The sequence below is a fragment of the Variovorax davisae genome, from assembly GCF_030316845.1.
GTDB lineage: Bacteria > Pseudomonadota > Gammaproteobacteria > Burkholderiales > Burkholderiaceae_C > Variovorax > Variovorax davisae.
In genome coordinates this window covers 287,496-303,579 of the sequence record NZ_JASZYS010000002.1, presented here as the reverse complement: position 1 = coordinate 303,579, position 16,084 = coordinate 287,496, and the positions used below count along the sequence as shown (strand labels likewise).

General features: G+C 67.6%; 15 protein-coding genes. 3 read left to right on the top strand and 12 right to left on the bottom strand.

What is annotated here, in order from left to right; genetic code table 11:
- Nucleotides 1–8: 8 nt before the first annotated feature.
- Genes QTI33_RS05675 through QTI33_RS05640 form a run of 8 tightly spaced genes read right to left on the bottom strand, consistent with a single transcriptional unit; the run spans nucleotide 9 to nucleotide 7,910 of the window.
- Nucleotides 9–1,139, bottom strand: a complete 1,131-nt coding sequence (locus QTI33_RS05675) for a deoxyguanosinetriphosphate triphosphohydrolase (protein WP_286504812.1) — start codon at nucleotides 1,137–1,139, stop codon at nucleotides 9–11.
- A gap of 19 nt (nucleotides 1,140–1,158) precedes the next feature.
- A complete protein-coding gene (aroB, locus tag QTI33_RS05670; protein WP_286504811.1) occupies nucleotides 1,159–2,259 on the bottom strand; it encodes a 3-dehydroquinate synthase in 1,101 nt (366 codons plus the stop codon).
- Nucleotides 2,260–2,314: 55 nt separating this feature from the next.
- Nucleotides 2,315–2,860 (bottom strand): shikimate kinase, encoded by a 546-nt coding sequence (locus tag QTI33_RS05665; RefSeq protein ID WP_286504810.1) that lies wholly within the window; start codon nucleotides 2,858–2,860, stop codon nucleotides 2,315–2,317.
- A gap of 22 nt (nucleotides 2,861–2,882) precedes the next feature.
- Entirely contained in the window at nucleotides 2,883–4,997 is a 2,115-nt protein-coding gene (locus QTI33_RS05660; RefSeq protein WP_286504809.1) for a type IV pilus secretin PilQ, read from the bottom strand.
- Nucleotides 4,994–5,533 carry a pilus assembly protein PilP gene (locus QTI33_RS05655; RefSeq protein WP_286504808.1) on the bottom strand — a complete coding sequence of 180 codons (540 nt, stop codon included), beginning with the start codon at nucleotides 5,531–5,533 and terminating at the stop codon, nucleotides 4,994–4,996. Before QTI33_RS05655 ends, QTI33_RS05660 begins: the two co-directional genes overlap by 4 nt.
- Nucleotides 5,530–6,213: a type IV pilus inner membrane component PilO gene (locus QTI33_RS05650; protein WP_286504807.1), complete on the bottom strand. Its 684-nt coding sequence runs from the start codon at nucleotides 6,211–6,213 to the stop codon at nucleotides 5,530–5,532. Before QTI33_RS05650 ends, QTI33_RS05655 begins: the two co-directional genes overlap by 4 nt.
- 6 nt (nucleotides 6,214–6,219) lie before the next feature.
- Nucleotides 6,220–6,834: a PilN domain-containing protein gene (locus QTI33_RS05645; RefSeq protein WP_286504806.1), complete on the bottom strand. Its 615-nt coding sequence runs from the start codon at nucleotides 6,832–6,834 to the stop codon at nucleotides 6,220–6,222.
- Entirely contained in the window at nucleotides 6,831–7,910 is a 1,080-nt protein-coding gene (locus tag QTI33_RS05640) for a pilus assembly protein PilM (protein ID WP_286504805.1), read from the bottom strand. The genes QTI33_RS05645 and QTI33_RS05640 overlap by 4 nt, the downstream gene beginning before the upstream one ends.
- A gap of 241 nt (nucleotides 7,911–8,151) precedes the next feature.
- Between QTI33_RS05640 and QTI33_RS05635 the strand changes: the two genes are divergently transcribed.
- Nucleotides 8,152–10,554 (top strand): penicillin-binding protein 1A, encoded by a 2,403-nt coding sequence (locus tag QTI33_RS05635; RefSeq protein ID WP_286504804.1) that lies wholly within the window; start codon nucleotides 8,152–8,154, stop codon nucleotides 10,552–10,554.
- Nucleotides 10,555–10,565: 11 nt separating this feature from the next.
- Here the strand turns inward: QTI33_RS05635 and cyaY are convergent, their stop codons facing one another.
- The gene (gene cyaY / locus QTI33_RS05630) at nucleotides 10,566–10,898 is read right to left on the bottom strand and encodes an iron donor protein CyaY (protein ID WP_286504803.1); all 333 of its coding nucleotides are present in this window, start codon (nucleotides 10,896–10,898) and stop codon (nucleotides 10,566–10,568) included.
- 46 nt (nucleotides 10,899–10,944) lie between these two features.
- Complete coding sequence (locus tag QTI33_RS05625) at nucleotides 10,945–12,873, bottom strand: acyltransferase family protein (RefSeq protein ID WP_286504802.1); 1,929 nt, start codon at nucleotides 12,871–12,873, stop codon at nucleotides 10,945–10,947.
- Between the two features lie 32 nt (nucleotides 12,874–12,905).
- Here QTI33_RS05625 and lptM point away from each other — a divergent pair, with 32 nt between their 5' ends.
- Together lptM and lysA are read left to right on the top strand one after the other, a co-directional pair.
- Entirely contained in the window at nucleotides 12,906–13,139 is a 234-nt protein-coding gene (gene lptM, locus QTI33_RS05620; protein ID WP_286504801.1) for an LPS translocon maturation chaperone LptM, read from the top strand.
- On the top strand, nucleotides 13,136–14,422 hold the full coding sequence (gene lysA, locus QTI33_RS05615; protein ID WP_286504800.1) for a diaminopimelate decarboxylase: 1,287 nt from the start codon (nucleotides 13,136–13,138) through the stop codon (nucleotides 14,420–14,422). Before lptM ends, lysA begins: the two co-directional genes overlap by 4 nt.
- Here the strand turns inward: lysA and msrQ are convergent.
- Both msrQ and msrP read right to left on the bottom strand, forming a co-directional pair.
- Nucleotides 14,412–15,062, bottom strand: a complete 651-nt coding sequence (gene msrQ, locus QTI33_RS05610; RefSeq protein ID WP_286504799.1) for a protein-methionine-sulfoxide reductase heme-binding subunit MsrQ — start codon at nucleotides 15,060–15,062, stop codon at nucleotides 14,412–14,414. The two genes, lysA and msrQ, sit on opposite strands and share 11 nt — an antisense overlap.
- A gap of 10 nt (nucleotides 15,063–15,072) precedes the next feature.
- Entirely contained in the window at nucleotides 15,073–16,071 is a 999-nt protein-coding gene (msrP, locus tag QTI33_RS05605; protein ID WP_286504798.1) for a protein-methionine-sulfoxide reductase catalytic subunit MsrP, read from the bottom strand.
- Between the last annotated feature and the right edge of the window lie 13 nt (nucleotides 16,072–16,084).

Sequence of the window (16,084 nt, the reverse complement as noted above, 5' to 3'; positions counted from 1 at the left end):
AAGGGGGCTCATTGCACCCACCGCTGCCCCGTGAGGCGCTCGTACTCGCGGATCGCAAAGCGATCGGTCATGCCGGCGATGTAGTCGGCCACGCCGCGCTGCCGGTCGTCGCGCCGGGCGAAGGCCGCGGGCATCTCCGCGGGCGCCGCCAGGTAGGCATCGAACAGCGCGCGCACCACGCCCTGCGCCTGCTCGGCGGTCTGCACCACCTGCGGGTGGCGATAGAGATTGCGAAACAGGAAGCGCTTGAGCGCGGTCGATTCGGCCCGCATTCCGGTGCTGAAGAGCACCAGCGGGTCGCTTCGCCGCACCGCGTCGGCATCGGCCGGCGCGGCGGCCTCGAGCGCGCTGCGGGTGGCGTCGATGACGTCATAGACCTGGGCGCTCAGCATCCGGCGGATCGTCTCGTAGAGCACCCGCCGGCCTTCCAGCCCCGGGTGCTCGGCCAAGGCCGCGCGCCGGTGGCGATCGAACAGGGCTACCTCGCCCAGGTGCTCGATGCTGATCAGCCCCGACCGGACGCCGTCGTCGATGTCGTGGGCGTTGTAGGCGATCTCGTCGGCCAGGTTGCACAGCTGCGCTTCCAGCCCGGGCTGGGTTCGGTCGCAGAAGCGCCGCCCCACCCCGCCGGGCTCGGCGGCCTCGAGGCGCTCGGCATTGGCGCGCGAGCAGTGCTTGAGGATGCCCTCGCGGGTCTCGAAGCTCAGGTTGAGGCCGTCGTATTGCGGATAGCGGTGCTCCAACTGGTCGACCACCCGCAGGCTCTGCAGGTTGTGCTCGAAGCCGCCATGCGCCTGCATGCAGGCGTCGAGCGCATCCTGTCCGGCATGGCCGAAGGGGGTGTGGCCGAGGTCGTGGGCCAGCGCGATCGCCTCGACCAGGTCTTCATTGAGACGCAGCGCGCGCGCGATCGAGCGCCCGAGCTGCGCGACCTCGAGCGAGTGCGTCAGACGGGTGCGGAACAGATCGCCCTCGTGGTTGAGGAACACCTGGGTCTTGTAGACCAGGCGCCGGAACGCGGTCGAGTGGACGATGCGGTCCCGGTCGCGCTGGAAGGCGTCGCGGGTCGGCGCCGGCGCCTCGGCGTATCGCCGGCCGCGCGAGCGGGCCGGGTCGCTGGCGTAGGACGCGAGGCTCATCGCAGCAAGACCTGAGAATTCAAGCCGCGCAGCACTGCGCCAGGACGTCGCGCACCATGGCATCGGGCGCGCTGCGCACGACCGCCGAACCGGGCTTGTCGAGCACCACGAAGCGGATCTCGCCGGCCTCCGACTTCTTGTCGACCCGCATCAGTTCCAGGTAGCGCTCGGCGCCCAGGGCCGGCGCGACCACCGGCAGGCCGGCTCGCCGCACCAGCGCGGTCAGCCGCGCGACGAAGGCGGCATCGATGCCGCCGAGGCGCGCGGACAGCTGCGCTGCCAGGACCATGCCGCAGCCGACCGCCTCGCCGTGCAGCCATTCGCCGTAGCCGAGGCCGGACTCGATCGCATGGCCGAAGGTGTGGCCGAAATTGAGGATCGCGCGCAGGCCGGCTTCGCGCTCGTCCTGGCCCACGACCTCGGCCTTGATCTCGCAGCTGCGCTTGACCGCATGGGCCAGCGCCGCGGGCTCGCGGGCGATCAAGGCATCGATGTGGGTTTCGATCCAGGCCAGGAAGTCCAGGTCGTAGATCGGCCCGTACTTGATGACCTCGGCCAGCCCGGCGCTGAGCTCGCGCGGCGGCAGGCTGGCCAGCGTCGCCAGGTCGCACAGCACCAGCTGCGGCTGGTAGAAGGCGCCGATCATGTTCTTTCCCAGGGGGTGGTTGATCGCGGTCTTGCCGCCGACCGACGAATCGACCTGCGCCAGCAGCGTCGTCGGCACCTGCACGAAGGGCACGCCCCGCATGTAGCTGGCGGCGGCGAAGCCGGTCATGTCGCCCACCACGCCGCCGCCCAGCGCGAACAGCACCGTCTTGCGATCGGCGCCGCGGGCCAGCAGCGCGTCGAACACCAGGTTCAAAGTCTGCCAGTCCTTGTGCGCCTCGCCATCGGGGAGCTCGAGCACGTGCACCTCCCGGTAGCGGCCGGCCAATGCCGCGCGCAGGGTGGCCGCGTAGAGCGGTGCCACCGTGGTGTTGGTGACGATCAGGGCGCTGGCGGCCGACGGGGCGGCCGCGAAGCTGCGCGGATCGCCCAGCAGCTCGCTGCCGATCAGGATCTGGTAGCTGCGCTCGCCGAGCTGGATCTCGACACGTTCAGGAGGGACGGACAATGGCATCCCCCGAGTTTAGGTGCATGCGACGGCGCCGGCTCGGGCCCGGCCAGGGGACCGGTCAGTCCGGCAGCGGCCCGGGGTCGGGGGGCACGACCACGCCGGCGAGCTCCAGCTGCATCACGATGATGTTCACCACCACCGAGATCGACGGCCGGCCGGTCTCGACGGTTTCGTGGGCGGTCTCGCGGTAGAGCGGATCCCGCGCGTCATGGAGCTCGCGCAGCCGGCCCAGCGGATCGGCCACCTGCAACAGCGGGCGCTTGACATCGTGGCGCAGCCGGCGGAACAGGTCCTCGGGCAGCGAGCGCAGGTAAAGCACGTGGAAGCCGGCGCGCAGGGCCTGCCGATTGGCCTCGCGCAGTACGCAGCCGCCACCGGTCGCCACCACGCCGTGGGGCGCGGCCGCGAGCTCGGCGATGACGGCTTGCTCCAGGTCACGGAAACGGGCTTCGCCTTCGCGCTCGAAATAGTCGCGGATCGAGCAGCCGATCCGGTCCTCGATCACGTGATCGCTGTCGACGAAGGGAAGCTGCAGGCGCTGCGCAAGGCGCCGGCCAATCGCGGATTTGCCGGCGCCGGGCAAGCCGACGAGTGCGACCGCCACGCGGTGCAGGGAACGCCGCGCGTCAGCGCGCGGCGTTGCGATCGGTAATCATCTTCGGGGTGATAAAGACGAGCATTTCAGTCTTGTTGGCAACGCGATTGCGCGTCCGGAACAGCGCCCCGAGATAGGGCACTTCACCGAGCACCGGGATGCGCGATTCGTCGTTGGATTCGGTGAGTTCGAAGATACCACCAATGACGACCGTGCCGCCGTTCTCGACCAGCACTTCGGTCTGGACGTGCTTCGTGTTGATCGCGAAGCCGGCGGTGGTCGCCTGGCCCACCGTGTCCTTGTTGACGTCCAGCGTCAGGATGATGTTGCCCTCGGGCGTGATCTGCGGCGTCACTTCGAGCTTCAGGTTGGCCTTGCGGAAGGCGATCGAGGTGGCGCCGCTGGAGGTCGCGACCTGGTAGGGCAGCTCGGTGCCCTGCTCGATCAGCGCCTTGGTCTGGTCGGCCGTCACGACGCGCGGGCTCGACACCACCTTGCCCTTGCCGTCGGCTTCGAGGGCCGAGATCTCGAGGTTCAGGATCCGCGACAGGCTCGAGTTGAACAGCGAGATCGCGAAGGTGCCCGGCGCATTGCCGTTGCCGGAGACGCCGGTCGAGGGCAGGTTGACGAAGTTGCTGCCCGTCGGGGTCGAGATCAGGTTCGCAGCCGTCGTCGCGGTCCCGGGAATGAAGGTCGTCGGCCCGATCGCGTTGTTGCTGTTCAACGCGCCGCCGCCGAGGCGCACGCCCAGCGATTTGCCGAAGGTGTCGGAGGCTTCGACGATGCGGGCCTCGATCAGCACCTGGCGCACCGGGATGTCCAGCTTCTGGATCAGCTCGGCCACCTGCACCAGCCGCGACGGGATGTCCGAGACGAACAGCTGGTTGGTGCGCGATTCGGCGATCACGCTGCCGCGCGGGCTCAGGATGCGGGTCGTGTTGCTGCCGCCGCCGCCGCCGCTCGAAGCACCGGTGCCGGTCAGGCCCTGGGCGATCTGGATCGCCTTGGTGTAGTTGAGCTGGAACGACTGGGTCCGCAGCGGCTCCAGGTTCTGGATCGCGGCCTGGGCCTCGAACTCCATCTTTTCCTTGGCGTTGATCTCGTCCTTGGGCGCGATCCAGAGCACGCTGCCGTTCTTGCGCATGCCCAGGTTCTTGGCCTGCAGGATGATGTCGAGCGCCTGGTCCCAGGGCACGTCCTTCAGGCGCAGGGTCAGCGAACCCGTCACCGAGTCGGAAGTCACGATGTTGAAGTTGGTGAAGTCGGCGATCACCTGCAGCAGCGAGCGCACTTCGATGTTCTGGAAGTTCAGCGACAGCTTCTCGCCGTTGTAGCCGATGCCCTGCGTCAGCTTGGTCGGGTCGATCTTGCGCGGACGCACTTCGACCACGAACTGGTTCTCGCTCTGGTAGGCGCTGTGTTCCCACTCGCCGCGCGGCTCGATCACCATCCGGACGCGGTCGCCGACCTGCTGGGTCGTCACGAGCTGCACCGGGGTGCCGAAGTCGGACACGTCGAGGCGGCGGCGCAGGCCTTCGGGCAGGGTCGACTTGGTGAACTCGACCACCAGGTTCTTGCCCTGCTGGCGGATGTCGACGCCCACCTGGTTGTTGGCGAGATCGACGATCACGCGGCCGGTGTTGTCGCTGCCCAGCCGGAAATCGACATCGCGCAGCGGCAGCATGTCGCGGTTGCGGTTCTCGGCGAAGGCGGACGGCGTCGAAGCGGCCAGTGCGGCCCCCGCGACCGGCTCCAGCGAGACCAGCAGGGACTTGCCCTGGATCTCGGCCTTGTAGGCGGTGGCCTGCTTCAGGTTCAGGACCAGGCGCGTGCGTTCGCCGGCCTGGACCACGTTGACCGAGCGCAGGTTGCCCTGGTTGACCTCGATCGCGTTGCGGCCGATGGCGTTGGTCACGCCCGGGAAATCAAGCGCGACACGGGGCGGCGACTGGATCGCGAAGCCGGTCGGCGCCGCAGCCAGCGGCTGGCTGAAGTCGACCCGGATCACCTCGGCGCCGGACTGCATCGAACTCGTGACCGATTCGATCGCGTTCTGCGCATGAACGACTGCCGCAGCACCGAAAGCCACGATCGCAGCACCGGCCACGCGCAGCCACTGCGCGAGCATAGATTTTTGTTGGTTCATTTCGACCTCTCTTGCAACTGCAGCGTCGCCACGCGTTCGATCCATTCACCGGCGGCGTCCTGCACGATTTCACGCAAGCCGAGTTCGGTTTCGCTGATACGGGTGATGCGCCCGTAGTTGAGTCCCAGATAGTTGCCGACCCGCACCTGGTAGAGCAGCTTGTCGACGCTGATCAGCGCCACCGGCTGGCCGTTGCGGCTCAGGCTGCCGACCATTGCCATCGAGTCGAGCGGGAAGGCCTCCAGCGCTTCCTTGCGGCGCGCCAGCTCGGGCGCGATCAGGCCCGAGGTGCTGGGCTGGGCCGAGTCCCGGCGCAGCGCCTGCGTCAACTTCTGGATGTTGAAGGGGTCGAAGGCCGCGGCCTCGGTGTACGCCTGCGGCGTGAATTTCTTGGGCTCCGTGATCGGCGGCACGCTGGGCTTCACCTGCGCGCGCTGTTCGGCCATCCAGCGCTGGAGGTCTTCCTGCTCCGAGCCGAAGCAGCCGGTCAGCCCGACGGCTGCGACCGCGATCCATAGAAAGCTGAGCGTTCTCATTTCTTCTTGGCCCCCGCAGCCGCGGCGGCCGCGCGCTTCTGCGCCGCCTGCTCTTCCTCGTCGAGATAGCGGTAGGTGCGCGCCGTGGCGTCCATGACCAGCACCCCGTCCTTCTGCGGCGCCACCGAGAGGTTGTTCAGTGTCACGATCCGCGACAGGTTCGCGATGTCGGCGGCGAAGGCACCCATGTCGTGGTAGCGGCCGGTCACGCGCACCGCGATCGGCAGCTCGGCGTAGTAGTCCTTGACCGAAATCTGGCCCGGACGGAACAACTCGAACTGGAGGCTGCGGCCCAGGCCGGCCTGGTTGATGTCCGACAGCAGCGCGTCCATCTCGGCCTTGCTGGGCAGCTGCTTCTCGAGCAGGGTGACGTATTGCTGTACCTGCTCGCGCTGCTTCTTGAGCAGATCGAGGTTCGCGGCCTGCGCCACCTTCTTCTGGTAGTCCGCCCGGAGGGTGACTTCCTTCGCGCGCTCGGCCTCGAGCTCGTCGTTCGAATTGGTGAGCCAGACGAACCACAGCGCTGCCAGCACCGCCGCGACCACGGCCACGCACAGGGCGTAGCGCGGCAGTGGCGGCCAGACCGACGGATCGTTGGGGTTCAGCCCCTGGAACTGCTGGCCGAAGCGGCGCAGGGCCAGTGCGAAGTCGAACCTCTCGGAGGGGCGTTTCTTTGCCATGAGCGCTTACCCCTTCGCCTTGACGGCCGCCGGTGCGCCGGCGGGTGGTTTCTGGGCGTCGGTCGGCCGCTTGAGGCCGATGCGCATCCTGAAGTTGGCGACGCGCCGCTGGTCGCGCGCACTCAGGCTGACCGTCGCCGACGTGATCTCGATGAGCTCGGGCTTGACCAGCCACGGACTGCTGTTGCCCAGGTTGCGCAGCAGCTCGGAGACCCGCTCGTTCGACTGCGCCATGCCCTGCAGCGTGACGGTCTGGTTTTCCTGCTTCATGCTGGTGATGTAGACCCCGTCGGGCAGCTGCCGGACCAGCTCGTTGAGCAGGTGGACCGGCAGGTTGCGGTCGCCTTGCAGGTCTTCGACCGCCGTCTGGCGGGCGCGCAAGGCGGCGATCTCGGCCTGCAGCGTGGAAATCTCCTTGATTTCCGTTTCGAGTTTGGTGATCTCGGTCTTCAGCAGCGCGTTCTTCGACTGCTGGTTCGAGATCTGGGCCTGGAACCAGAGGAAGGCGGTGACCGCGATGAGCCCGCCCAGCACCGCGGAAAGACCCAGCGTGGCATAGAAGGTCTCGCGACGGCGCTTGCGCGCGGCCTCGCGGTGCGGCAGCAGATTGATCAGGATCACTGCAGGAACCTCCGCATCGCCAGGCCGCAGGACGTCAGGTACGAGGCCGCCTCGCGCCGCACCTTCTTCTCGCGGATGCCGCTGCCGATTTCCATGCCGTCGAACGGGTTGACCAGCGAACAGGCGAACGAGGTCTGGCGGGTGACGGCGCTGGTGAGGCCGGGCAGGCCGGCCGATCCGCCCGCCAGCAGCACGTAGTCGACGCGGTTGTGGGGCGTGCTGGTAAAGAAGAACTGCAGCGCCCGGGCGATTTCCTGCGCGATGCTGGCCACGAAGGGCTTGAGCACGCCGGCCGCGTAGTCGTCGGGCAGTTCCCCGCTGCGCTTCTTGGCCTCGGCCTCCTCGGCCGAGAAGCCGTATTGGCGAACGATCAACTGGGTCAGTTGGGCGCCGCCGAAAGCCTGGTCTCGGTCATACAGCACTTCCTGGTTGCGCAGCACCTGCATGCTGGTGGTGAAGGCGCCGACCTCGAACAGCGCGACCACGGCATCCTGGCCCTGGCCGGGGAGTTGCTCGATCAGGCGCGCCGTCGCCAGCCGGGAGGCGTAGGACTCGACGTCGAGGATCACCGCCTTGAGGCCCGAGGCTTCGGCCAGGCCCTGGCGGTCCTGCACCTTTTCCTTGCGGGAGGCCGCGATCAGGACCTCGACGTCGCCGGCCGAGTTGGCACTCTGCCCGATGACGCAGAAGTCCAGGCTCACCTCGTCCAGCGAGAACGGAATGTACTGGTTGGCCTCGGACTCGACCTGGATCTCGAGCTCCTGCTCGCTCATGCCGCCGGGCAGGATGATCTTCTTGGTGATCACGGCCGACGGCGGAAGGGCCAGGGCGACATTCTTGGTGCGGGTGCCGCTCTTGCGGACCACGCGCCGCACGGCCTCCGCGACCTCGTCGAACTTCTCGACGTTGCCGTCGGTGATCCAGCCACGTTCGAGAGGCTCGATCGCACAGCGCTCGAGCACCAGTTTGCCGCTCGCGTCACGGCCGAGTTCGACCAGCTTGACGCTGGACGAACTGACGTCGAGCCCGAGCAAAGGCGCGGGCTGGCGGCGAAACAACGATCCAAGAGCAGTCAAGTTCGATCCCATCCGTTTGTAACGATTGGAAATAATTGCGTGTGGTTGCATGCTAGCAGCAAGGTGCAAGCCCATCCAAGCGCCGAATCCCCGGTGAGTGAGCATTCGTTGTCAAAAGTCGACGTAACAGTTCGGAACTGCAACTTGCGTCACAAATAAGAGTACTTGGGTCCTAACTGCTACCGCGGCGCCGTCCTACGGCGGCGCGTTTTTATAATGCGCTCAGACTCCAACAGCCTCAATGCCCGAAAACTCTCGACCCAAAGGGCCTGCGAAGGCTCCCGCTCCCCAACGCCCGGCCTGGCTGAAATGGTTGCTTCGCCTGATCCTGTGGAGCCTCGGTCTGGTGGTGGCCGGGACGGTGGCGCTGATCTGCGTCATCGCGGTCGCGCTGGCGGTCGCCTACCCCAACCTGCCTGACATCTCCGAACTCGCCGACTACCGCCCCAAGCTGCCGCTGCGGGTGTTCTCGGCCGAGGGGATCCTGATCGGCGAGTTCGGCGAAGAGCGCCGCAACCTGACGCCGATCGCGACCATCCCCAAGGTGATGAAGGACGCGGTGCTGGCCGCCGAGGACGCCCGCTTCTACGAGCACGGCGGCGTCGACTACAAGGGCATGCTGCGGGCCGGCATGGCCAACATGAACCGGGCCAAGAGCCAGGGCGCGTCGACCATCACGATGCAGGTGGCGCGCAACGTCTACCTGAGCTCGGAAAAGACGCTGACCCGCAAGATCTACGAAGTGCTGCTGACCTTCAAGCTCGAGCACCTGCTGAGCAAGGACCAGATCCTCGAGATCTACCTGAACCAGATCTACCTGGGCAACCGCGCCTATGGCTTCGCGGCCGCCTCCGAGGCCTATTTCGGCAAGCCGCTCGCGGACATCACGATCGCCCAGGCGGCGATGCTGGCCGGCCTGCCGAAGGCGCCGGGCGCCAACAACCCGGTCAACAACCCGGCCCGCGCCCGCGGCCGCCAGCTGTACGTGATCGACCGCATGCAGGAGGCCGGCTTCATCAACGCCGACCAGGCCGCCCAGGCCCGCAAGGAGGAGCTGCACCTGCGCGACGCCGCCGACCCGACCCGCCTGCACGCCGAGTACGTGGCCGAGACCGTGCGCCAGCTCATGTACGCGCAGTACGGCGACAGCACCTACACGCGCGGCCTCAAGGTCTACACCACGCTGGTCGCGGCCGACCAGGCGGCGGCCTACCGCGCCTTGCGGCGCGGCATCATGGACTACGAGCGGCGCCAGATCTACCGCGGCCCCGAGAAGTTCGTCGAATTGCCGAACGACGCCAAGGAGCTCGACGAAGCGGTCGACGACGCCTTGGCCGACCACCCCGACAACGGCGACGTCATGTCGGCCGTGGTGCTGAAGGCCAACGCCAAGGAGATCCAGGCGGTGCGCGGCAACGGCGACGCGGTCCAGATCACCGGCGACGGCCTGAAGCCGGCCCAGTCCGGGCTGTCGGACAAGGCACCGCCCAACATCCGGATCCGCCGCGGCGCCGTGATCCGGGTCGTGAAGACGCCCAAGGGCGCCTGGGAAATCACCCAGCTGCCCGAGGTGGAAGGCGCCTTCGTCGCCATGGATCCGCGCGACGGCGCCGTCAAGGCGATGGTCGGCGGCTTCGACTTCGGCAAGAACAAGTTCAACCACGTGACGCAGGCCTGGCGCCAGCCGGGCTCGAGCTTCAAGCCCTTCATCTATTCGGCCGCGCTCGAGAAGGGCTTCACCCCCAGCACCGTGATCAACGATGCGCCGCTCTTCTTCGACGCCGGCACCACCGGCGGCCAGCCCTGGGAGCCGAAGAACTACGACGGCACCTTCGAAGGCGCGATGTCGATGCGCCGGGCGCTGATGAAGTCGAAGAACATGGTGTCGATCCGCATCCTGCAGTCGATCGGCACCCGCTATGCCCAGGACTGGGTCACCAACTTCGGCTTCGAGCGCGAGAAGCACCCGGCCTACCTGCCGATGGCGCTGGGCGCCGGCTCGGTGACGCCGATGCAGATGGCGACCGCGTATTCGGTGTTCGCCAATGGCGGCTACCGCGTCAACCCCTACCTCGTGACCCGGGTGACCGACCACAAGGACAAGGTGCTGGTCGACAAGCAGCCGCCGCTGCTCAACGAGACCTTGCGCGCGGTGCCGCAGCGCAACGCCTTCCTGATGGCCAGCCTGCTGCAGTCGGTGGCCAGCGGCGGCACCGCGGCCAAGGCGCAGGCGACGCTCAAGCGCACCGACATCTACGGCAAGACCGGCACCACCAACGACTCGCTCGATGCCTGGTTCGCGGGCTTCCAGCCTACCCTGGCGGCCGTTGCCTGGATGGGCTACGACACGCCGCGCAAGCTGGGCGACCGCGAGACCGGCGGCGGCCTGAGCCTGCCGATCTGGATCAACTTCATGGAGACCGCGATCAAGGGCGTGCCGGTGGCCGAGGTGCCGGCGCCACCGGGCGTGGTGAATGTCGGCGGCGAGTGGTATTACGACGACTACGCGCCGGGCCGCGGCGTCGCCAGCCTGGGCGTCGACAGCGGACCGACGCAGCCGGCGGAGGCGATCGCGGCACCGCCGATCAGCGCACCGGCGCCGGTCGAGGAGCGCAGCCGGATTCTCGATCTCTTCAGGAACTGAGCGCGCTGCGCTCAGCCGGCGATGAACTGCAGGGGCTGGCCCGCTTGCAGGGTCGCCTCGCGCGACAGGTTGCCGAAGAACTCCTCGCCGGTCTTGGTGTCGACCCAGCCCCGGCCGTCGTGCCGGTAGTGGTAGCCGCCGGAACGCGCGGCGAGCCAGATCTCCTGCAGCGGCTTTTGCAGGTTGACGATCAGCTGGCTGCCGTTGCGGAAGGTGATCGTGATCATTCCCCCGACGCGCTGGTTGTCGATGTCGACGTCGCTCTCGTCGTTGATGCGGTCGCAGCCACGCTCGATCGCTGCCAGTGCGGCTTCCGCGCGGTCCATGTATTCGGGGTCGGTCATCGAGGCTCTCAGTCTTGGAACAGAGCTCATTTTCCTGCATCCGGCTTCAGTTCATCGGCAGTGGGGCCGCCCACCCCGTCGAGCGCGCGGCGAGGAAACCCTCCGAGAACTTGCGCACTGCCGTCGAGGAGACATGGTTCCTGTCCCAGTAGAGGCCATAACCCTCCTTGATCGCCGGGCAGCGATCGGCATCGCAGAAGAACCCCGCCGGCTCGATGTAGCTGACATTGGCGTGTTTCGCCTGCAGGCCCCTGATGAACGTCCGGGAGGACGCGGCCTGTCGGTCGAATTCCTGTCGGCTCACCGAGCAGGCCATGGCCTGCGGCGAGTCCAGACACGCCGAAGCGGACTCGTTCAAATAAGGCGTGGGGCCCAGGATGAGAACGTCCCGCACCCGAGGCGCGACACGGGCGACCGTCGCCTCGATCTGGCGCGCGAAATCGTCCTCGCCGGCATGGGCCACCCAGGCCGCAGACAGGATCAAGGTATCGACCGCTTCCACTTCGCTGATCACCCGTGCGTTGAACTCCCTGCAGCGCTGCGCCTCCAGGAACCGCTTTCGATTGTCGTAATCGATCGCCGGCGGACAGGCGTCCCTGGAAAAACTGATCGCGGCAGCACCTTCGCGCTGCGCAAGCGCCCATGCGAACGGTTGCCATGCGAGCGCCGTGGAGTCGCCCCAGATGGCGACTCGCACCGGTTTGTCCACGTCTGAGTTGCAGCCGCGTTTCGGAACCTGAGTGACGGCCTCGTCGCCCACCGCGTGGCAACGAAAGCGGTTTTCGGGGAAGTCCCGGCTGATGCGCGCCGCCGGACTGTCTTCGCCCGGGCCTCTCACCATGGCGTCGGTGAAGACGACGCTGCAATAGGCGAGCACCAGCGATGTCAGCAGTCCCGCAAAGACCAGTTGGCGATCCGGCGTGGTCCGCGCGGGATGCCTGAGCGGGTTCTCGACCAGGCGGAAGCTGGCCCATGCGAGCGCCACCGACGCGGCACACAGAATGGCGCGCGTGAGCACCGGTGCCTGACCGGGGTGCACGGCGCGTGCCAGCGCGAGCAGCGGCCAGTGCCACAGGTAGAGCGAATAGGAAATCAGCCCGAAGAACAGCGCCGGGCGGGAGCGCAGCACGCCGCCGATCCGGCCGAGGTCGGCATTGGTGTGACTCGCGTACACGAGCATTCCAGCACCGATCACGGCGAGCGGAACGCGCACGCCGCCGGGCAGCGCCCCAGGCAGAAGGACCGCCACCACCAGCAGGCCGATGGCGCTGACCGCAAGAAGCCGGCTGGAGACGGGACGATGCCATGTCCGCAGAGCGATCAACCCGCCGGCGGCCAGTTCCCAGAATCTTGCGGGCATCTGGTAGAAGGCGGCATTCGGGCTGACCATGCCCAGGCCGAGCGCGATCAGGAACGAGCACAGCGCGCAGGCCGCGACGATCCCGAACAAGCGGCCGGGTCGCCGGCGCAGCACCAGCACCATCAAAAGCGGCCACAGCAAGTAGAACTGTTCTTCGACTCCGAGCGACCACAGATGCAGCAATGGCAGCCGCTCGACGACCGGGTCGAAGTAGCCCCCGGTATTGGCCTGAAAGTAGAGATTGCCCACGAACAGCAGGGACGCCGCCGCGGATCGCCCAACCGCCTCCACTTGTCCGATGCCCTGCAGCAGCAGGTCCGACGCCACCAGGGTGCAGGCGACCACCACCACCAGCATCGGAAAGATCCGGCGAACACGCCGCGCATAGAAGGCCGACAGGTCGATCGAGCCGGTCGACCGCCACTCGGCATGCAACAGGCGCGTGATGATGTAGCCGGAGATGACGAAGAAGACGTCCACCCCGACGAATCCGCCGGGAAAGACCGTTGGAAACGCATGGAAGCCGATCACCGACAGGACGGCGAGGGCACGCAATCCGTCGATTTCGGGCTTGTAGCCCAGCGTGGGCGATGACGGTTCACGTAAGGGTCGCAAGGCGTGTCCAGGTCGAAAAGTACAATTTCGCCATGTTGAAAGTTCGCCAAATTCTAGTGAGCGCCCTGGGCCTCGCCCTCTTCGGCGTCGGCCTCGCGGCCTGCGGCCAGAAGGGCGCGTTGTACCTGCCCACCGATCCGCTCGCCAAGGAACGCACCACGCTGCCCGGATTGCTGCTGCCCACGCCGCCCGCCACCGCTGCCGGCGATGCCCCCGCCAAGCCGCCGGCAGCCGCCGCCAGCGCCCCTGCAGGAGCCAGCCAGTGACCGCCACCACCGCCGCAAGGCTTCCGGGCCATCCCCACATCGCACGCCAGGACGGCGCGCTGCAGGTCGAGGGCCGGGCGCTCGCCGACCTGGCGCGCGAACACGGCACCCCCCTGTTCGTCTACTCGAAGCAATGGATGCTCGACGCCCTCGCCGCCTACCAGCGCGGCTTCGAGGGCCGCGATGCGCTGGTCTGCTACGCGATCAAGGCCAATTCCTCGCTGGGCGTGCTGCGCGTCTTCGCCGAGGCCGGCTGCGGCTTCGACATCGTCTCCGGCGGCGAACTGGCGCGGGTGCTGGCCGCCGGCGCCGACCCGGCCAAGGTGATCTTCTCGGGCGTGGGCAAGACCCGGGCCGAGATGCGGCAGGCGCTGGCGGCCGGCATCGGCTGCTTCAACGTCGAAAGCGAAGCCGAGCTCGACGTGCTCAATGCGGTCGCGCTCGAGGAAGGCCGCCGCGCCGCGGTCAGCATCCGCATCAATCCCAACGTCGACCCGAAGACCCATCCCTACATCTCGACCGGGCTCAAGGGCAACAAGTTCGGCGTCGCCCACGACCGCGCGGTCCCGATCTATCGCCACGCGGCCGCGCTCAAGGGCCTGCAGGTGGTCGGCATCGACTGCCACATCGGCTCCCAGATCACCGACGCCTCGCCCTACCTCGAGGCGCTCGAGCGCGTGCTCGACCTGGTCGAGGCGATCGAGGCGGCCGGCGTGCCGCTGGACCACCTCGACTTCGGCGGCGGCCTGGGCATCGACTACAACGGCGACACCCCGCCCGCCGCCGATGCGCTCTGGCAGCAGCTGCTCGCGCGGCTCGATGCCCGCGGCTTCGGCCAGCGCCGGCTGATCGTCGAGCCCGGCCGCTCGCTGGTGGGCAATGCCGGCGTGTGCGTGACCGAGGTGCTGTACCTCAAGCCGGGCGAGGAAAAGAACTTCTGCATCGTGGATGCGGCGATGAACGACCTGCCCCGCCCGGCCATGTACCAGGCCTTCCACCAGATCGTGCCGCTGGCCGAGCGCGCCGGCCCGGCCACGACCTACGACGTGGTCGGCCCGGTCTGCGAAAGCGGCGACTGGATCGGCCGCGACCGCGCGCTCCAGGTGGCATCGGGCGACCTGCTGGCGGTGCTGTCCGCAGGCGCCTACTGCATGGCCATGGCCAGCAACTACAACACGCGCGGCCGCGCCGCCGAGGTGCTGGTGAGCGGCACCCAGGCGACGCTGATCCGCCGCCGCGAGTCGATCGACGACCAGCTCGCGAGCGAACGTTTCAACGACTGACCGGCGCGCGGGGAGCCGCCGCGGCGATCGGCCGAGGCAGCTTCTTGTTGCGCATGAAGTTCCACACGCGCCAGCCGAGCAGCACGGCGATGATCGCGGCGTAGACGAACACTTCGGCGAAGTTGTTCTTGCCGGCCCGCATCCAGAAGAAGTGCAGCAGGCCCAGCCCGGCGATGCCGTAGACCAGCTTGTGCAGCGCCTGCCAGCGCTTGGCGCCCAGCGCCTTGATGGCGCGATTGAACGAGGTCGCGGCCAGCGGCGTCAGCAGCACGAAGGCCGAGAAGCCGACCAAAATGAACGGCCGCTTGGCGATGTCCTTGGCGATCTCGGGCACATCGAAGCCCATGTCGAACCAGCTGTAGCTCAGCAGGTGCAGCACCACGTAGAAGTAGGCGAACAAGCCCAGCATGCGGCGAAAGCGCGCCAGCGCGTTGACCTTGAGCGTGACGCGCAGCGGCGTCACCGCCAGCACGATGCAGATGAAGCGCAAGGTCCAGTCGCCGGTCGAGCGGATCAGGTATTCGGCCGGGTTGGCGCCGAGCCCGTCGGTCAGCGCGCCGTAGAACAGCCACGCGAAGGGCAGCAGGCAGAGCACGAACACCACCGGCTTGGCGGCCGGGTGCATCAGCAGCTTGTTCACGGCGCCGCGCTCAGTAGTTTTTCTTCAGGTCCATGCCGGCATACAGCTGGCCGACCTGGGCCTCGTAGCCGTTGAACATCTGGGTCTTGCTGCGCTTGGCGAACAGCCCGCCGCCGTCGCCGATGCGCCGCTCGGTCGCCTGGCTCCAGCGCGGATGGTCGACGTTCGGGTTGACGTTGGAATAGAAGCCGTACTCGTTGGCCGCGGCCTTGTTCCAGGCCGTGCCCGGCTCCTTCTCGACGAAGCGGATCTTGACGATCGACTTGGCGCTCTTGAAGCCGTACTTCCAGGGCACCACGATGCGCACCGGGGCGCCGTTCTGGTTCGGCAGCACCTCGCCGTACATGCCGAAAGTCAGCAAGGTCAGCGGATGCATCGCCTCGTCCATGCGCAGGCCCTCCGCGTAGGGCCACTCGAGCACGCGCGAGCCGACGAAAGGCATGGTCTTGGGATCGGCCAGCGTCAGGAACTCGACGTACTTGGCGTTGCCCTGCGGCTCGACCTTCTTGATCAGTTCCGACAGCGAGTAGCCGACCCAGGGGATCACCATCGACCAGCCCTCGACGCAGCGCAGGCGGTAGATCCGCTCTTCCTGGGCGCTGAGCTTGATCAGGTCCTCGATGCCGTACTTGCCCGGCTTCTTGACCAGGCCTTCGACCTCCACCGTCCAGGGCCGGGTCTTCAAGGTGCCGGCGTTCTTGACCGGATCGCCCTTGTCGGTGCCGAACTCGTAGTAGTTGTTGTAGCTGGTGGCGTCCTTGTAGTCGGTCAGCTTTTCCATCGTCTGGGCGCCGGGGACCGCCGATTTCGCGCCCGCCAGCGGCGCCAGCTTGCCCGGTGCCGCCGCCTGCGCCAGCGCGTCGCGCGCCGCCCAGGAAGCCATGGCCGCGCCGGCGGCGCCACCGGCCAGCCAGCGCAGCATGTCGCGCCGGCCTTCGTAGACGCCCTTCGGCGTGATCTCGCTCGAACGCGGATGGAGGAAGCCGTCGTCGCGGGAATGAATCAACATGGAATGCCTTTCG

Bases quoted from the DNA above. Each gene is read 5' to 3' on its own strand.
- QTI33_RS05675 (WP_286504812.1), bottom strand. From the start codon at position 1,139: ATGAGCCTCGCGTCCTACGCCAGCGACCCGGCCCGCTCGCGCGGCCGG.
- aroB (WP_286504811.1), bottom strand. From the start codon at position 2,259: ATGCCATTGTCCGTCCCTCCTGAACGTGTCGAGATCCAGCTCGGCGAG.
- QTI33_RS05660 (WP_286504809.1), bottom strand. From the start codon at position 4,997: ATGAACCAACAAAAATCTATGCTCGCGCAGTGGCTGCGCGTGGCCGGT.
- QTI33_RS05655 (WP_286504808.1), bottom strand. From the start codon at position 5,533: ATGAGAACGCTCAGCTTTCTATGGATCGCGGTCGCAGCCGTCGGGCTG.
- QTI33_RS05650 (WP_286504807.1), bottom strand. From the start codon at position 6,213: ATGGCAAAGAAACGCCCCTCCGAGAGGTTCGACTTCGCACTGGCCCTG.
- QTI33_RS05635 (WP_286504804.1), top strand. From the start codon at position 8,152: ATGCCCGAAAACTCTCGACCCAAAGGGCCTGCGAAGGCTCCCGCTCCC.
- cyaY (WP_286504803.1), bottom strand. From the start codon at position 10,898: ATGACCGACCCCGAATACATGGACCGCGCGGAAGCCGCACTGGCAGCG.
- lptM (WP_286504801.1), top strand. From the start codon at position 12,906: ATGTTGAAAGTTCGCCAAATTCTAGTGAGCGCCCTGGGCCTCGCCCTC.
- msrP (WP_286504798.1), bottom strand. From the start codon at position 16,071: ATGTTGATTCATTCCCGCGACGACGGCTTCCTCCATCCGCGTTCGAGC.